Consider the following 16345-nt stretch of genomic DNA (forward strand, 5'->3'; position numbering starts at 1 on the left):
TACCATTCAGAAATGGAGTGAAAATGGATGCAAAAGCGACAATTGGGACGTACCGGACTGGAAGTTACCACACTGGGTTTTGGTGCAATGGAAATTCGGGGACCCCGGATTTGGGGAGGACGCCCCGTTACGGATTCCGATGCAGAGCGGATCCTAAATGCGGTTCTGGATGCCGGTATCAATTTTATCGACACGGCATACGATTACGGATTAAGCGAAGAGTATATCGGACGATTTATCAGCAAGCGGCGCAGCGAGTATTTCTTAGCAACCAAATGCGGCTGCACGGTCGTCAATGCAGGCGATCATGACGAGACGCCTCATGTATGGACAAGAGATAATCTATTGCGAAATGTAGATGTAAGTTTGCGAAGAATGAACACGGACTACATTGATCTTATGCAGCTTCATAATCCTACCATCGAACAAACCGATGAAGGCCAGTTAATTGATGTGCTGAAGGAAATTCAGGCAACAGGAAAAGTGCGTTGGATCGGAATATCCTCGACGCTTCCCCACATCACGAAATACATCGAAACCGGCGTATTCGACAGCTTCCAAATTCCGTACTCTGCACTGGAGCGCGATCACGAGAATGTGATTTCCGAGGCGGCACTATCCGGTGCAGGAACCATCATTCGCGGAGGAGTCGGGCGCGGAGAACCAGGCGTAGGCTTGGGCAATGGGGATAAATGGGCTGCATGGGAGACTGCCAAGCTAGACGAGCTGTTGGATGAAGGCGAAAGCCGTACAGCGTTCTTGCTGCGGTATACCTTAAGTCACCCTGACCTAACGACTACGATTGTCGGGACGAAGAGTCCGGAGCATTTGAATGAAAACATTAAGATTGCCCAGAAGGGCGTGCTTCCGGCAGATGTTTACGAGGAAGCGAAACGTCGCCTTCAAGATGCAGGTCAATTTCCTAAAGCATAGATGATTAAATGACACAAAAGCCACTTCGACAAGAAGTGGCTTTTTATATGATTAGGAGCTATTTTGTCGAATCTTAACAACTTCAATCGAATGGCAAAAACTACCTTGTAATCGCTTCCAATCGTAATTATAATGAAGGCGCAGTCTTCCTTAAACGTTTCGGATGATTTCCCTAAACGTTTCGGAAGGTTCCGTCATTCATTTCTTATGAAGAAAGGAGTGTACAGATTTCGAACTGATACCACCACATTTTCAGTCATACTTCACTTAAACGGAAGTAACGAGCTAAAATTAGGGGAGGTTTATCTGTGAAGAAAATCGGTTTCTTACTAGTTGCAACCCTTCTTGTTCTAACGATGGCAGCCTGTGGCAGCAACAACAATAATGGCGGTGAGTCGGCAAATTCGAATAGCGGTACTAACAAGGCAGACAGCGGCAAAGAAGTAGTCATCAAGTTCCCGAGTTACAAAACGGGAAATAACGTCGGAGCGATCTTTTACCTTCCGCAGATTGAGCGTTTTAACCAGAAATATGCCGGTAAATATAAGATTGAAATCGAGGAAATCGTGCAAGACGAATACGCGAAGAAAATTAAACTCCTCTATCAGCAGAAGAAACTCCCCCCGCTTATCGAAGTCGATAAAGAGCTTGCCGACATTATGATTAACAACGGCGATCTTCTCGATTTGAAACCTTACATCGACAACAATCCGGAAATCAATTCGATCCTAATTGATGATTCAGTGAAATATAACACAGATAAGAACGGCAAGATCGTATCGCTGCCGCTTGCTTTCGAGCGTCCGATCGGCCTGTATTACAACAAAGAGCTGCTTCAGAAAGCCGGTATTACGGAGCCGGCGACGACGTGGGACGGTTTCTTCAGCGATCTGGATAAATTGAAAACGGCCGGCGTTACGCCGTTGTCCCTCATGACCGGCGAGAACGGTTGGACGACGATGCTGCTTGCTTCCGCCATGATCGCCTCTGAGCCGGAAGGTCAGGAGCTGTTAACGAAAGGCGATATCGTGACAAACTTTAACTCTCCGCTGTGGATTGATACCTTTGCCAAGGTACAGAAGCTGCTGACGGATTACACGACGAAGTCCGCACTCGGTGCGACTTACTCCATTGCAGCCAATGAATTCTTCAGCGACAATACGGCCATGATTGCTAACGGCCCATGGATGGTCGGGGATTTCAGCAATCCGGACAAAGCCTCCGAGGGTTTTGCGGGCAAAGTAGGCGCAACGATCTATCCGAACGGCGTCGCGCTTGGCTCCGCTGACGGCTACTGGTATTCCATTCCGAAGGATACGCCGCAGGAAACGGTGGATGGATTGATCGAGTACTTCAAATTCATCTATTCGCCGGATGAGTTAAATGCATTTCTGGTAGCGGAAGGCGGCTTTGCTCCGAAGCTTCCGATGCCTGATGATGCGAAAGCGAAGCTGGATCCGATTCTAAGACAGTTGAACGACGAAGTCGGCTCCAAGATGAAAACACTCAACCGATTGATCTACGATATCGTGCCTCAATCCGTATCCGATCTGTTCGCCAAAAACTTGCCGCTCCTGGCTACGAACGATATGACGCCCGAACAGTTCTGCAAAGCGATGACAGACACGGCCGAGAAGTTTAAGAAATAACGCAGCAGATAGGATAAGTTGTGCAAGAAGCGCGCAGCAATAGCCGGTGCGCTTCTTGCACAGACAAACCGCTCTTCGGGAAGGAGTTCGGTCATGTACAAGTACAACAAATTCTGGGTGTATCTCTTTATCGTGCCTACGCTTATCGTCTTTCTGATTTTCTATTTCGTACCCATTCTGACCGTGTTTACAACCGGATTCATGGAGTGGAACGGCTTTGATTCGGCGAAATTTATTGGATTCGATAATTATAAAATGATTTTCACGGACGACAATTCGATTCTTGTCTCCTTAATGAATTTGTTAAAATGGTCGCTTATCGCCACCTTCATCCATGTCCCGTTCGGAGCGTTGGTCGCCTTTATTATCTTCAAGCGCCCGGTCGGCTGGCGATTCGTGCGCGGAGTATTCATGATTCCGAACGTTATCGCGGTATCCGCATGGGCGATCATCTATCGGTTTATTTTCAATGACCAGATGGGCCTGCTTAACAATTTCATTCGAAAACTCGGATTCTCGAACTTTCATACGAATTGGTTCTTCGATCAACAATACGCGTTCTCGGCAATCAGCTTAACATGGGTCTTCTACGCGGTAATCGTGACATTGCTTGTCTTATCCGACCTCATGGCGATTCCTAAGGAGCTCCATGAAGCGGCCAAAATAGACGGAGCAACAGAAGCTCAAATTCATTGGCGGATCAATTTGCCGTTGATTCGCGGAGCGCTGGGGACTTCGGTCATCTTATCGATCATAGCGCGAATTACGATGTTCGAAGCGATCTTCTTGACGACCAAAGGCGGTCCCGGCAACTCCACGTATAATATCTCGGTCATGCTCTACGACGGCATCATTAATTATCAATTCGGGTATGCCAATGCGGTCGCAACGATCATGATCATTCTGGGAATCGGCGTTCTGGCCATTACGACCAAGGTGTTCAAGATGAACAAAAGTGTCTACAACTGATAGGTGGTGATTCTGCTGTATGAAGGCTGAACCTTTGAAACGCGGCCTGGTAGGGGCTTTCAGTTATTTGGTGCTCTTATTCACAGTCTGCATATCGCTAGTCCCGCTGCTCTGGATTGTCGTTTCTTCGTTTAAATCGAACAAAGCGATATTGAACACGCCGTTTGCGCTTCCGGTAGACATTAACTTTCATGCCTATTACTCGGTGCTGAAGATGAATAACTTCTTGAGCAACACGACCAACTCCGTATTGATATCGGTCACTTCGACACTTATAGCGCTTCTGTTCTATGCGCTCGCGGCTTATTCGTTTGCGAAGTTCGATTTTAAGGGAAAACATATTCTGTTCGTTCTGTTCTCCATTACGCTGCTCATTCCCGGCCATGCTACGGCACAGCCTATTTTCTCTTTCATCAATATTACCGGACTTTACGATACGAGATTGGCACTCATTGTCGTATACATATCGGCGGGACTTGCTGTATCGCTGTTCATCATGAGGGCTACGTTCCTCTCCATTCCAAGAGAGCTCGATGAAGCGGCCTATATGGAATCGGCTAACTTCTGGCAGGTGTTCTTCTATATCAATTTACCGCTTGCGCGATCAGGCTTGGCAACGGCAGGCATTCTCATGTTCCTCGGCAATTGGAATGAATTTTTCTATGGGTTCATGCTGACGGCTTCCGCAGAGAATCGGACGCTGCCTGTCGCCTTGCAGTTTTTTACCGAACAATTCTCCTATAACTACACCCAGCTGTTCGCAGCACTGACGCTCGTGACGCTGCCTAGTATTATTCTATATATGGTGGCTCAGGAACAGGTGCAGCAGAGCGTTGTCAGTGGCGGCGTGAAAGGTTGATGAGCGATTGGCGACGATAAAGGATATTGCTAGAATGGCCGGTGTATCGACAACTACCGTTTCCAGAGCGCTTAACGGCTATGATGACGTTAGCCAAGAGACGAAGCGGCGAATCCATGAGATAGCCGAAGAGTTGGATTATTCGCCCAATGCGGTAGCGAGAAGCCTGGTATCGAGCAAAACGCGTACCATTGGCGTTATTTTCTCGGGACTGAAGTATTCGGGGGGGAAAGACAATCTCGCCTTCGAAATCTTATGCGGCATCAATGATCGGGCAAACGAGCTGGAATATGACATCTTGTTGTTCAGCACAAGTCCGTCCAAGCAGCGGATCAAATCCTACTACAACTTATGCAAAGAGCGAAATGTGGATGGCGCGATTATCTTCGGCTTAAGGGTCGACGATCCATACTTGGAGGAAGTCATCAAGAAGTCCAATTTTCCGTGCGTCCTGATTGATATCCCGTTCTCGAATGAGATTCTGGGCAATGTCACGACCGACAATATTGAAGGGGTTCGATTGGCCATACATCATTTGATGGAGTGGGGTCATACGAATATCGCGATGATCAACGGCTATGATGAAGCACATGTCAGTGAGCAGCGTCTAAGGGGCTTTAAGAAGGCGCTCTTCGAACGCGAATATGCTTTCGATTCTTCGAAAATTTTCGATGGAAAGTTTTCCGAAGAGGGCGGAGAACAGGCGATGATGCGTATTTTGGACGAACATCCGGGGGTTACCGCCGTATTTTGCTCCAGTGATCTTATGGCGCTCGGCGCGATGAGGGCGCTCGAGAAGAGGGGGCGAAAGGTCCCTGATTCGGTATCCGTGGTCGGCTATGACGACATCATTCTCTCCTCGTACTGTACCCCGAAGCTGACTACCGTTCATCAGAACAAATACGAGATGGGCTGGGCATCGGCAAAGCTGCTGATCGAGATGCTCGAAGGAACAGATGTTGACCACAACGTGGTGCTGAAGAATGAATTGATCGTACGTGAGAGTACAAAGCGGCTGCTCTAAAGCCTTTGTCTGCATGATGATGACGATTACATTCTAACTAGTGGAGGTTGGTATGCAATGAGACTTAGCGCTGAGGAACTGAAAAGCGGCAAGTTATCTCCCGAAACATTGGAGCTTGCTATTCAATTGATTAAAGTCAACGGGTATGTGTTATTTGAAGAAGTGTTGCCAAGAGCTCAAGTGGAAGAGCTGTTCAACAGCTATACAGCCATTCTGGATCCCTACTTCGAGGAGCATCGCGAAGAGATTCTTAATCCGAAGAATGGATTTAACGATGGCACCAACCACGTACGACTCTACTTGCCGTTTGAGGAGCCGTTCTGCGATGAAGTGGTCATTGCCAACCCATTCGTGACTGAAATCGTGGATCGGATTTTGGGCGAGGATTGCGTAATGACCTATTTTGCAACGAACACGTCCATGCCCGGCGGTAAGAAATCACAGCCTGTCCATTCGGATACATCTTCGCGATACGGAGATAAATACGCAGCGAATTTGCCGATTGCCAACTTAATTGTCAATTATCCGCTTGTGGATGTTCATGAGAATAACGGTCCGATGGAGATTTGGCCGGGCGGGACGCATTTGCATCCGGATAACTGGTATGCGCCGAATGCATTCAGCAAATCTAAGCTCGCCGAGCATATGCATGGGATCAAGATGCTCATGCCGGCAGGCTCCATCTTGATTCGCGATGATCGAGTCTGGCACCGCGGCACGCCAAACAAGTCCGACAAGCATCGACCGAATATCGCGCTTATTTACTCGGAGAACAAGCAGCGTGAGGCCACCATTCAAATACCGCAAGAGATGTACGATCAGCTGTCTGTGAAAGCACAGCGTTTGCTGCGTAATGAGAAGATCGGCTTTCCTGTTGCCGAGCCGAAGCATTAGACGTGAATGAGAAAAAACCGCATTGCACCCTGAGAAGAGGGTTGCAATGCGGTTTTTGGTGTGTGCTGCTGTGGCGTTCCGCGGTACGAGTTAAGATTCGTTTCTATTCTTGAAATCAGTAAGCACTTCATCAATAATTCGTTTTGCGACGGAGGCGAACACTGGGTTGGTGTCCTTGTAATAAGGCAGTGCAAACAAGCCCATGGACAGCGCATAGCCGCGGCCCCGAGCCCAGGTTGCGTCATCCGGCTGCAGCACCGCACGGAATAAAGGCCGCGTTGCATCGGTGAGAATACTCCAAGCAAACAACATGTCGCATGCGGGATCGCCTAAGCCCATACAGCCAAAGTCGATAACGGCGCTAATGCGGCCATTCTCTATGAGTACGTTCCCTGCGTGAATGTCACCGTGGATCCAGACACCAGCTCCTTGCCAATCGGGTACTCCAAGAGCTTCTTCCCAAGCTGAGAGCGCCGCTTGTTGATCAATCATGCCTTCCAGCTCAGCGATCGCCTTGCGAACACCGCTATCTCTCGGTGTCAGCGACATCCCTCGCGAGGATGACGGAGGTATGACCTCGCTGCCAAGATCGATACGCTGCATGGCGCCGACGAACTGCGCGATATCAGCTGCGGCTTGACCCAAATCGTCAATTCTTCCGACAATGGCATCCGCTCCCTTAAACCATCGATAGACAGCCCACTGCCATGGATAACCTTCGGCAGGGACCCCAATAGCGAGCGGGGCAGGAATGGGAAGCGGCAGATGTGGAGCAAGTTTTGGCAGCCAATACTGCTCCAATTCAGCTTGACCTGTTGCCCAATCAATGCGAGGCATTCGAACGGCTAAATCCTCACCAAGCAGATAAATCGCGTTGTCCGTTCCGCTGGACTGTATCCGAGTAAGCGGAAGCTCCGCCCATTGCTGGAATTGTCCGGCGAGTAACCGTTTCACTAGCGAGGCATCAATTTCGACCTCGTTATTGTGCATCTTGACAGTCGTCGTTGAAGTTGGTTGTAATCGATCTATGTTTGTCATAGTACCTCCTGAAAGTGTTGTGCGTTATGGCTGCGGCTTCCAATATTTGTATGGTTTTCATTGCAATCACACTCGCTCTCGAATAGGATACATTCATTGTAGGCGTATCTTTTGCTGGAGGCAAGGTTGGATGAGCTAACGAACCGTGCATGCAAAATGCAAGGTGCCAGGCCTGGAATAAACCAACCCGTCATCATGGGTTGGCTTATTTTGTGTGCCCCCATTTGTTGTGGTCATCCGTACAGTTGTGATAGGATGAGAAACAGACTCTATAGCACGGAATTGAGCTATTAAGAGTTTTGGATTGGGATATAGTTAGTAGAATAGGAGATTTGCTTGATTATGAAGAACAAGAACAGTCAGAACGTGTTTAAATTAGCGATGCTGCTCGGTATATTCTCGACACTCGGGCCTTTTACGATTGATATGTATTTACCTGCTTTCCCGGAAATTGTGAAGCAATTTGATACGTCAGCTTCACTGGTCCAACTCAGCTTAACCGCTTGTTTACTCGGACTCGGCATCGGCCAGCTGGTCATGGGTTCGCTCAGCGACGTATATGGGAGACGTAATCCTCTGCTGATCGCCATGGCTGCTTATGTTGCCGCTTCGTTAGCTTGCGCAATCTCGCCTACTATCGGGCTCCTGATCGCATTCCGGTTCGTGCAAGGGTTTGCCGCAGCGGCGGGCATTGTCATTTCCCGAGCGATCGCACGCGACCTGTACAGCGGTCATGAACTAACGAAATTTTTCTCGATGCTCTTGCTGGTCGGTAATTTAGGTCCGCTCGTGGCGCCGGTTTCCGGCAGCGGCGTTCTTTCGTTCTCGACGTGGATCGGCGTATTTATTGCACTGGCACTGCTGGGAATCTATCTATTAATCATGACCAAATGGGGACTGCAGGAGACGCTGCCGGCCGATCTTCGCAGGCCCAGTAATTTCATGGAGCAGCTGCGGAACTACGGGTCGCTCTTGCAAGATCGCCAGTTTCTCGGCTATATGCTCGCACAGGGCATCATGATTGCAGGGGTTTTCGCTTATGTTTCGGGTACGCCATTTATTTATCAAAATATCTATGGGGCTTCGCCGACCGTATTCGCGCTATTATTCGCATCGAACGGCATTAGCTTAATCATCGGATCCCAGCTGGTTGGACGGATGTCGCATCGCGTATCCGAACAGGCCTTCCTGTTACTCGGCCTTGGGCTTGCCTTACTGGCAAGTGTCACCGTCTTAATTGTCGGCATCGTCCATGGGCCGCTCGTCGCGCTCGTAATTCCGCTGTTTATCTTCGTAGCGTCTATTGGTATCACATCAACGGCAGCATTCCCGCTTGCGATGGAGAGCCAGGGGCATATGGCAGGCAGTGCGGCTGCGCTGCTTGGCGTAGTTCCCTTCTTGCTTGGAGCGGTTGTCTCCCCGCTTGTCGGTATCGCAGGAGAAGACACTGCCGTTCCGCTTGGCGTCATTATTTTGTTGACAAGTCTCGCCGCGTTGCTGGCTTATTACTTACTCGTAAGAAGAAGCTCGCGTACAGCAGCTCAAGTTAGGCATATAGCGTAAAGGGAAGACAACCTAATAAACCATTCAACCACGTTCATTCCATGGACGTGGTTTTTTCTATGCGAGTTTGGTCTTCCCTTCATTCTGAATGATCGTATTTACTCTGAAATGCAATTGCAGCCTTGGGAGATACTCACTTCTCCAATGGCTTAAATGAGATCGAGGAATTTTGGTTCTAAAGTATTGTCCGATTCCGAGGATATCGGCTTCTCGGGTTTGCATTTTATGAAATAAATGATTAAAGCGCTTTGTAAGCGCAGCATTTAATTCTTGCTTAATGATCTGTGAAGTGACAGTCCCTCTAGTCTCGACGACCGAAACTTTGATCGTCATTTGAATGTCTAAATACGGTGTATTGTTGCTAAAGCTGCTGCGATGGTTCATCGAGCTCCCTAATATGAGGACACTTGCCTTGTCCGTGACTTCAATTTTTCCTTGCGCGCTTTCCCCGTTAAAGGCATTGAAAAGCAACGATTCATCCGGTGTAATCTGGTCAACCATTTTGCCATTCCTCATGATTGCCGAACCTACATAATCGATCGTTCCGCTTCTTCCGGTTTTAATGATCGGGACGGCGACATCCCGGGTATAGGAGTAGATGCTTCGATAAACTTCCCAAATCCGTGTCAACGCCATTTGTGGATTCCATCCCGCATTTTTCTCGAAACAATCGTAGAGGGTCGTACTCGTGGGGTTCATTGAACGCTGCACATAATCAAAGAATGGACCTATTTTATCGTCACAGATGGAAATAATCACTTTGGGCGAAATGTCTTTGGACCTCATGAAACTGGAAATGCTATCCTTAAGCCCTTGCTCCGCGTAACCTTTCTCGATCAGGATGAATTTCAAATGCAGAAGATCGACGCTGGATTCCATTCGTTCGCTGATCTTGTCCACGGCTTGGCTGATGGTTTCCCCTTTTTGCTTCAATATTCTAATATTGACGCCACTGCGGGCTGGCTCCGGAATTTGCAGGACAACTTCATAGATGCCTTTATGTAAGGCAAGTCCCATTCCAATAGGTAACGACCTGTGATTGATGTCCCTGTTGTCCCAGCATCCGCATAATAAGAGGACCATTCCGGCACTTATCGCCAAACCTAGCGCTCGTTTAACCGATCGGTTCATAATTTGACCTTCCTTTAGTTCGCAATCCGATCATATAAGTCGAAAGTGGAACGGTTAGCAGAATATAAAACCTCAAGTATGTATTCCACCAAAAAAGTTTCTCAATGTCTTTCCAATTGGGAATCACCAAACAAACAACAAAAACGAACAGCGAAAGCACCGGCAGCACATAAATGGGCTTTGTGACAGGAAAGCTTTGATTGACGATTCGCGTCATCGACCATAAACCGATCGAAAGAAAGATCATGAGAAAAGAAATCAAACTCAAGAACAAAAATATCGTAATTCTGTCAAACATAAGCCAAGTAAGGGATATGGTATCGAGCGCAATGACAAACGGAAAGTGGAACGTGGACGCTGTTGCCTGCCCGAAGGTCATTAAAGGGATGTAGACGGAGAAAACAATGAAGGGCAGAAGAACCAAAGCGGCAATCCATATATTGCGTTTCCGAAAAGTAACCGCCGGTTGCATAAAACCGAGAAAAAGGAATCCGCCGGAGAAAACGAAAAAGCTTTTCATGTAGCTGGGGGATGAAATGAAGGATAAGTCTCCAAACAACGGAAACACATACCGCCAATCGGCATTTTGAAAGGAGCTCGAGAAAAAAAACAAAATAACCGGAATATTCACCAAGCCGAGAAGAATGCTCGTTCGCAAGATGGAATTGATTCCCTTGAGGGCAAGATAGTTTGCTATAAACAAGAATAGAAGCAAGACCGCCCATAAAGGCGTGCTGCCAAGGAAAACGATCATCATGAACTCAGCTAAGCTTCGAATCATAATAATGATCGTCATAAGCACATAAACAGCGATAGGAAGTAAAAGTATAAGGGGTAATCCTTTGCCTATTCCTAAGTATAAACTAATGATATCTTTGTTCCCCAAGTTTTCGAGGCCCGTCATATAGATGGTTATCACCAGAAAATGCACAGCAAAGCCCAGAAGAATCGGAATCCAGTGACCGTCAACCGTACTTGCGATGATATCTCCGGGGTAGAGGAAGAAGATAAGACCAAGATTCATAATGATATACGTAACGGTTACTTGCCAAGTTTTATCCACGATTGATCTCATCCATTCTCTTTGAGAAACTGAGGTACGGAATTCCATACGTATTTAAACTCGCTAAATAGGCACACACAAGTACCAGTCCTTCCAAGATTCCGAGTACACCGAATAGGGCAGCCATCACGACGATAACGTATTTCGAGATTCTAAGGGCCAGGGATTGCTGCAACCCAACGATGGTAGAATTCGCTATTGTAGTCGCCGCAATGACGATGATAAGCAGATTACTGACTAATTTAGCTTGCACCACAGCTTGTCCAAGAATGATCCCCCCAACCATCGTTATGGTGGGACCGATATTTTTGGGTAATCGGATGCTGGCTTCGATTACGAGTTCAATAATGATGAGCATGAGTAATATTTCGACAATGGAAGGATAAGGAATGCCTGATCTGGTCTGCGCAATCGATAAAGCCAATTCGATACGCAGTACCTCGGGGTTGACGGAGACTAGAGCGACATATAAGCCCGGCAGGATCAACGCTAACCACGCGCCTATGACCCGTGTAACGCGCAAAAACCACATTAACGGGAGAGGCAAGTTTCGATCACTGTCCATACAGAAGATATCCATAAACAGGCCGGGTACGACTAATGCCAAAGGAAGCCTGTCCACAAACAGAATGGCTCTGCCTTTTCTCAGAAATTTCGCGGCTTCTTGGGGAAGCTCCGTTTGATTGAATTTGGAGATGATCGTCCATGAAGGCAGCCCTATGATCAGTCTGGATAACTGCTGTAAATTTTCGATAGATTTGTTTTTGTTTTTCTCGATTTGCTCCACGATTGTTTGAACCAATTCCATGTTCGTATGCCCTTCATAATAGATGAGCGAGAGCTTCGTTGGTTCTTCTCCGATTAAGTGAGATTGTACCCTTATTCGATCAGAGGAAATTTGTTTCCGCAGCATTCCGATATTGTAATTGATATCCTCGGTAAACGAATTTTGAGAGCCTAGAAATACATTTTCGTTAATAGGAGGCTCAATTGCCCGATTTATCGGGTTTGGAGAGGGCGTCATGATGACAAACGAACCGTCATTTTCGAAATAAATGAGAAGCTTGCCTGTAATGATAGAGGTGACTAAATCCTTCGTGTCGGCAGGGACTTTCACTTCACCTAATACGTTCTTGAGTTCATCTATTGTAAGATTGGATTGCTTGGCTGTATTCACATAGGTTTGCAGGCTGAGTTTCGTGAGGACCAAATCCATTAGTGAATGGCAGCCCGCCAATACGACGGGATTCTCGATGAGTGTTTCTTCTTGCAAGAAAAAATCATCATCCCCGGAAAAAGCATCCCTTAGATTCTGAAGGATCGTGTTCACGACAGAGCCTCCTCTCCCAGATATTAGTGTGAGTATACCCTCGGATGGTAACAATATACATTTTTTCGTGTGCGCTGCCGTGTGCGCTGCAGGGAACTCAATTAACTTTTGTTGTCAATTACAACATAATGAGCTATAGTGAGGATAATTTCATATTGAAGTACGGGTGCTGGATGGAGTCTGGCTGAGATAGGGAACGTTATTTCCCTGACCGTTAATCTGAACCAGGTAATGCTGGCGTAGAGAACGTATCGAATTCAAACCATTCGTATATTCTCGAATGGTTTTTTTCTGTTGTTCATGCCTGCTTTCCTACGGAAAGGAGATCATAGGTAATGAGAGATTCCATCATTTCGCACTTGCAGCAGCAGGTAGAGGAGCGACAAGGTGAACTGTTTGCTTTGCTCGCCGAGTTGATCGCATTCCCAACCGTTAGTCCGCCTGCTCGAAACACGTTAGAGGCGCAGCGGTTCTTGGAGGAATATCTCCGGGCGAATGGATTTGAGACGGAATTGTGGGAGGTTTATCCCGGCGATCCGAACGTTACGGCGATCAAACGCGGTACGCAGCGGGAGACGCATCAAAGCCTGCTGCTGAACGGGCACATGGATGTAGCCGAGGTCGGAGATAGCAGCGAGTGGCACGAAGCCCCCTTCCAGTTGACCTTGAAGGATGGTAGAGCGTATGGGAGAGGAACTTCGGATATGAAAGGCGGGCTTGCGGCGCTGCTATTCGCCGTGAAGCTGCTAACAGAAGCGGGAGTTGAGCTTCGAGGCGATCTGCTGTTTCATTCCGTAATTGGGGAAGAGGCCGGCGAAGCCGGGACGCGTGCTTGCATGGAACGCGGATATACGGCGGATTTTGCCGTTGTTGCAGATACAAGCGCAATGGCGATTCAAGGACAAGGCGGCGTCATCACCGGCTGGGTGACGATCCAAAGTCCAGTTACCTACCATGATGGCATGCGAGCACGCATGATTCATGCCGGCGGCGGCATTCAAGGGGCTAGCGCCATCGAGAAGATGGCCAAACTGATTACAGGGCTGCAAGAGCTGGAGCGACACTGGGCTGTGACCAAGTCTTATCCCGGTTTTCCGGCGGGCTCGAATACGATTAATCCCGCCGTTATTGAAGGTGGCCGCCATGCGGCTTTTATTGCAGATAAGTGTGCGTTATGGATCACAGTGCATTTTTATCCGAATGAGGATTATGAATCGGTTGCTGCTGAAATCGAGGAGCATTTGCTCGCAATCGCGCAAGCCGATCCTTGGCTTAGGAACAATCCGCCTACTTTCCGCTGGGGCGGTCGGTCGATGATTGAGGAACGCGGCGAAATATTCCCCTCGCTGGAGCTGGACACGGAGAGCGAGGGGCTGAAGGCATTGATTGCGGGCCACCAACGAGTGATGGGCACCGAACCACAGATGGGCATGAGTCCAACCGTAACGGATGCAGGCTGGATCGGGCGGGCAGGAATCAAGACCGTTATCTACGGTCCGGGTGAACTTGCGCATGCGCATGCCGTTAATGAAAGCACGGATATGAAGGAACTCGTGGATTACGTCAAAGTCATGATTGGCTTCATTGCGGATTGGTGTAATCGGAGCAAGCAAGGAGACGAGTAACGGAACAGGCAAGAGGATGGAGGAGAACCAGTGAGTCGATTTAGTGAAAGACTATACCATTCAGCGCATGAGATTTGGGTCAAGAGCCACCAGCATCCGTTTCTGACGGAATTGCGGGAGGGGACGCTTGATCCGCAGCGCTTTATCTATTATTTGAAGCAGGATTATGTGTATCTGATCGATTATGCCAAGCTATTCGCTATGGGCAGCATGAAGGCCAGAGATATGGAGACGATGGTAAAGTTCGCAGAATTGCTTCATTCCACGCTGCATGTCGAGATGGAGCTCCACCGGGGTTACGCGGCGCGTTTCGGCGTCACGCGAGAGGAGCTGGAGCAGACGCGTCCTGCGCCGACTACGGTTGCTTATACCAAATATTTGCTGGATGTCGCCGCGCAGGGCTCGCTCGCGGAGGTGGTAGCCGCGCTGCTGCCATGTATGTGGAGTTATCAGGAAATTGGGGCCACATTTATGAAAATTCCGGGGGCTTTGGATCATCCGCTATATCGGGAGTGGATTCTTATGTACGGTTCCGAGGAGTTCGAGGCCTTAACCCATTGGTGCATCGATTTAATGGATCGTTTGGCAGAAGGCCAGCCTGAAGCGGAGCTTGCACAGCTCGAGGAGCGTTTCCTCGTTGCATCCAAGCTTGAATATATGTTCTGGGATATGGCCTATCGACAAGAGGAGTGGCCGGTTTGAGCACAAACATAGAGGCGGGCGGGCAGCAGGCAGCGTTATCAGTACGCGGGCTCAGCTTTTCTTTTCCGCAAGAATCACCACTATTCGAATCGCTCAGCTTCACGATTAAACAAGGCGAGTTTGTCAGCATCCTGGCGGCAAGCGGGATCGGCAAAACAACCCTCTTCCGGCTGTTGTCCGGACTGCTTGCTCCTACAGCCGGCACGATTGCAATCGGCGCAGCAGGCGACTCCGCGACAGCAGCAACGAAGCTTGGGAAGATCGGCTATATGCCCCAGAAGGACTGCCTTCTCCCATGGAGATCCGTGCTCGATAATGCTGCAATTGGCTTGGAACTGCACGGAACATCGAAGCGGGAAGCCCGTCGCCAGGTCGTAGAGCTGCTGCCGGGCTTAGGGCTGGAAGGAACGGAAAACAAATATCCGCATGAATTATCCGGCGGTATGCGTCAGCGCGTATCGTTTCTGCGCTCCTTACTGGGCGGAGGGGAGCTGTTCCTGCTGGATGAACCCTTCAGCGCTTTGGATGCCATGACGCGAATCAGCATGCAGGAGTGGCTGCTGCAAGTTTGGGAGCAGCACCGCAAGACGATTCTATTCATCACGCATGACGTTGATGAAGCGCTGCTCCTATCAGATCGGGTACTCGTCGCGGCGCAATCCCCCATCACGATGCTTCGTGAGCTGAACGTCAATTTACCTCGCCCTCGCGGCTATGAAGCGGCGCTGGATGAGACGTTCATCGGCTTGAAGCGGCAGCTGCTGGATTGGATCGGTTTCGGTGTCGGCCGCTCGAATGGAGGTGTCAAGCGATGAAACGAAGTTTAATCGCGAATGTCCCTGTTCTAGTGTTCGTGCTGCTGCTGGCTGTGCTTTGGGAAGTCGGAACGAGGGTCATGAACATCCCGCATTACATCATTCCAAGGTTATCTGATGTGTTTGTCTCCATGTGGGAGAATAAACAGCTGCTGGGGAAACATTTTGGCGTCACGCTGGGAGAGTCTCTGCTCGGGCTGGGCATTTCCGTCTTGTTCGGAACGCTGGCTGCCGCTTGGATAGAAAGCTCCGGTTTAGCGAAGAAGACGATCTACCCGCTTATTGTAGGCTCTCAGACGATTCCGATTATAGCTCTATCGCCAATCATGGTGATGTGGTTCGGTTATGAGATATGGAGCAAGATTGCCGTGGTCGTCTTGTTCACGTTCTTCCCGCTTGCCGTGAATACAGCGGATGGGCTTCGCTCGGCTGATCCCGATATTGGGGAGCTCATGCGAACGATGGGGGCTCGCAAACGCGATCTCCTTACGAAGTGGAAGATTCCATCTGCGCTTCCGGGATTCTTCACGGGGCTGAAGATGGCAGCGGCGATCAGCGTTGGCGGCGCAACGCTTGGAGAATGGCTCGGAGGCGAAAGTGGTCTCGGGATGTACACGAAGCGGGCATCCAATATGCTGCGCGGCGAAGCGGTGTTCTCAGGCGTGATTCTGTTGTCGGCTATGGGGATCATCTTGTTCCTCGCAGTTCAATGGTTAGAGCGGGCTTGCCTGGGTCATCGCAGAAGTTAAG

General features: G+C 49.0%; 15 protein-coding genes and 1 riboswitch. Of the genes, 11 read left to right on the forward strand and 4 right to left on the reverse strand.

The features are described from left to right. Positions 1-27 precede the first annotated feature (27 nt). The 6 genes from BLW29_RS27415 to BLW29_RS27440 all read left to right on the forward strand — a co-directional run bounded on the left by BLW29_RS27415 (position 28) and on the right by BLW29_RS27440 (position 6328). On the forward strand, positions 28-933 hold the full coding sequence (locus BLW29_RS27415) for an aldo/keto reductase (protein ID WP_090985698.1): 906 nt from the start codon (positions 28-30) through the stop codon (positions 931-933). A gap of 308 nt (positions 934-1241) precedes the next feature. Further along, entirely contained in the window at positions 1242-2582 is a 1341-nt protein-coding gene (locus BLW29_RS27420; RefSeq protein WP_090985700.1) for an ABC transporter substrate-binding protein, read from the forward strand. Between the two features lie 93 nt (positions 2583-2675). Continuing rightward, on the forward strand, positions 2676-3551 hold the full coding sequence (locus BLW29_RS27425) for a carbohydrate ABC transporter permease (RefSeq protein ID WP_090985702.1): 876 nt from the start codon (positions 2676-2678) through the stop codon (positions 3549-3551). 19 nt (positions 3552-3570) lie between these two features. Continuing rightward, positions 3571-4410: a carbohydrate ABC transporter permease gene (locus tag BLW29_RS27430; RefSeq protein WP_090985704.1), complete on the forward strand. Its 840-nt coding sequence runs from the start codon at positions 3571-3573 to the stop codon at positions 4408-4410. Between the two features lie 7 nt (positions 4411-4417). Beyond that, complete coding sequence (locus BLW29_RS27435; RefSeq protein ID WP_090985706.1) at positions 4418-5434, forward strand: LacI family DNA-binding transcriptional regulator; 1017 nt, start codon at positions 4418-4420, stop codon at positions 5432-5434. A 57-nt stretch (positions 5435-5491) separates the two neighbouring features. After that, complete coding sequence (locus BLW29_RS27440) at positions 5492-6328, forward strand: phytanoyl-CoA dioxygenase family protein (protein WP_090985708.1); 837 nt, start codon at positions 5492-5494, stop codon at positions 6326-6328. A 90-nt stretch (positions 6329-6418) separates the two neighbouring features. Here the strand turns inward: BLW29_RS27440 and BLW29_RS27445 are convergent, their stop codons facing one another. Next, complete coding sequence (locus BLW29_RS27445; RefSeq protein ID WP_218147143.1) at positions 6419-7366, reverse strand: aminoglycoside phosphotransferase family protein; 948 nt, start codon at positions 7364-7366, stop codon at positions 6419-6421. A gap of 342 nt (positions 7367-7708) precedes the next feature. On the opposite strand from BLW29_RS27445, the gene BLW29_RS27450 reads away from it, so the two are divergent. Beyond that, positions 7709-8929, forward strand: coding sequence for a multidrug effflux MFS transporter (locus BLW29_RS27450; RefSeq protein ID WP_090985710.1), 1221 nt, complete (start codon positions 7709-7711; stop codon positions 8927-8929). Between the two features lie 57 nt (positions 8930-8986). Here BLW29_RS27450 and BLW29_RS27455 read toward each other — a convergent pair whose 3' ends face one another. Genes BLW29_RS27455 through BLW29_RS27465 form a run of 3 tightly spaced genes read right to left on the reverse strand, consistent with a single transcriptional unit; the run spans position 8987 to position 12453 of the window. Then, on the reverse strand, positions 8987-10060 hold the full coding sequence (locus BLW29_RS27455; RefSeq protein ID WP_090985712.1) for a Ger(x)C family spore germination protein: 1074 nt from the start codon (positions 10058-10060) through the stop codon (positions 8987-8989). After that, positions 10044-11123: a GerAB/ArcD/ProY family transporter gene (locus tag BLW29_RS27460; protein ID WP_256208977.1), complete on the reverse strand. Its 1080-nt coding sequence runs from the start codon at positions 11121-11123 to the stop codon at positions 10044-10046. The genes BLW29_RS27455 and BLW29_RS27460 overlap by 17 nt, the downstream gene beginning before the upstream one ends. After that, a complete protein-coding gene (locus tag BLW29_RS27465; protein WP_090985716.1) occupies positions 11116-12453 on the reverse strand; it encodes a spore germination protein in 1338 nt (445 codons plus the stop codon). The genes BLW29_RS27460 and BLW29_RS27465 overlap by 8 nt, the downstream gene beginning before the upstream one ends. 152 nt (positions 12454-12605) lie before the next feature. Continuing rightward, positions 12606-12716: riboswitch (TPP riboswitch) on the forward strand. A gap of 72 nt (positions 12717-12788) precedes the next feature. On the opposite strand from BLW29_RS27465, the gene BLW29_RS27470 reads away from it, so the two are divergent. The 4 genes from BLW29_RS27470 to BLW29_RS27485 are packed head-to-tail and all read left to right on the forward strand — an operon-like array spanning position 12789 to position 16344. Then, positions 12789-14078 carry an acetylornithine deacetylase gene (locus tag BLW29_RS27470; protein ID WP_090985719.1) on the forward strand — a complete coding sequence of 430 codons (1290 nt, stop codon included), beginning with the start codon at positions 12789-12791 and terminating at the stop codon, positions 14076-14078. 30 nt (positions 14079-14108) lie between these two features. Then, the gene (gene tenA / locus BLW29_RS27475; RefSeq protein WP_090985721.1) at positions 14109-14780 is read left to right on the forward strand and encodes a thiaminase II; all 672 of its coding nucleotides are present in this window, start codon (positions 14109-14111) and stop codon (positions 14778-14780) included. Next, positions 14768-15595 (forward strand): ABC transporter ATP-binding protein, encoded by an 828-nt coding sequence (locus BLW29_RS27480; RefSeq protein WP_090985723.1) that lies wholly within the window; start codon positions 14768-14770, stop codon positions 15593-15595. Before tenA ends, BLW29_RS27480 begins: the two co-directional genes overlap by 13 nt. After that, positions 15592-16344 carry an ABC transporter permease gene (locus BLW29_RS27485; RefSeq protein WP_090985725.1) on the forward strand — a complete coding sequence of 251 codons (753 nt, stop codon included), beginning with the start codon at positions 15592-15594 and terminating at the stop codon, positions 16342-16344. The genes BLW29_RS27480 and BLW29_RS27485 overlap by 4 nt, the downstream gene beginning before the upstream one ends. Position 16345 lies beyond the last annotated feature (1 nt).

The organism is Paenibacillus sp. CF384, from assembly GCF_900106745.1.
Classification (GTDB): domain Bacteria; phylum Bacillota; class Bacilli; order Paenibacillales; family Paenibacillaceae; genus Paenibacillus_Z.

Coding starts and splice junctions, on each gene's coding strand:
- BLW29_RS27415 (WP_090985698.1), top strand. CDS start 28: ATGCAAAAGCGACAATTGGGACGTACCGGACTGGAAGTTACCACACTG.
- BLW29_RS27455 (WP_090985712.1), bottom strand. CDS start 10,060: ATGAACCGATCGGTTAAACGAGCGCTAGGTTTGGCGATAAGTGCCGGA.
- BLW29_RS27470 (WP_090985719.1), top strand. CDS start 12,789: ATGAGAGATTCCATCATTTCGCACTTGCAGCAGCAGGTAGAGGAGCGA.
- BLW29_RS27425 (WP_090985702.1), top strand. CDS start 2,676: ATGTACAAGTACAACAAATTCTGGGTGTATCTCTTTATCGTGCCTACG.
- BLW29_RS27430 (WP_090985704.1), top strand. CDS start 3,571: ATGAAGGCTGAACCTTTGAAACGCGGCCTGGTAGGGGCTTTCAGTTAT.
- BLW29_RS27445 (WP_218147143.1), bottom strand. CDS start 7,366: ATGACAAACATAGATCGATTACAACCAACTTCAACGACGACTGTCAAG.
- BLW29_RS27450 (WP_090985710.1), top strand. CDS start 7,709: ATGAAGAACAAGAACAGTCAGAACGTGTTTAAATTAGCGATGCTGCTC.
- BLW29_RS27485 (WP_090985725.1), top strand. CDS start 15,592: ATGAAACGAAGTTTAATCGCGAATGTCCCTGTTCTAGTGTTCGTGCTG.
- BLW29_RS27440 (WP_090985708.1), top strand. CDS start 5,492: ATGAGACTTAGCGCTGAGGAACTGAAAAGCGGCAAGTTATCTCCCGAA.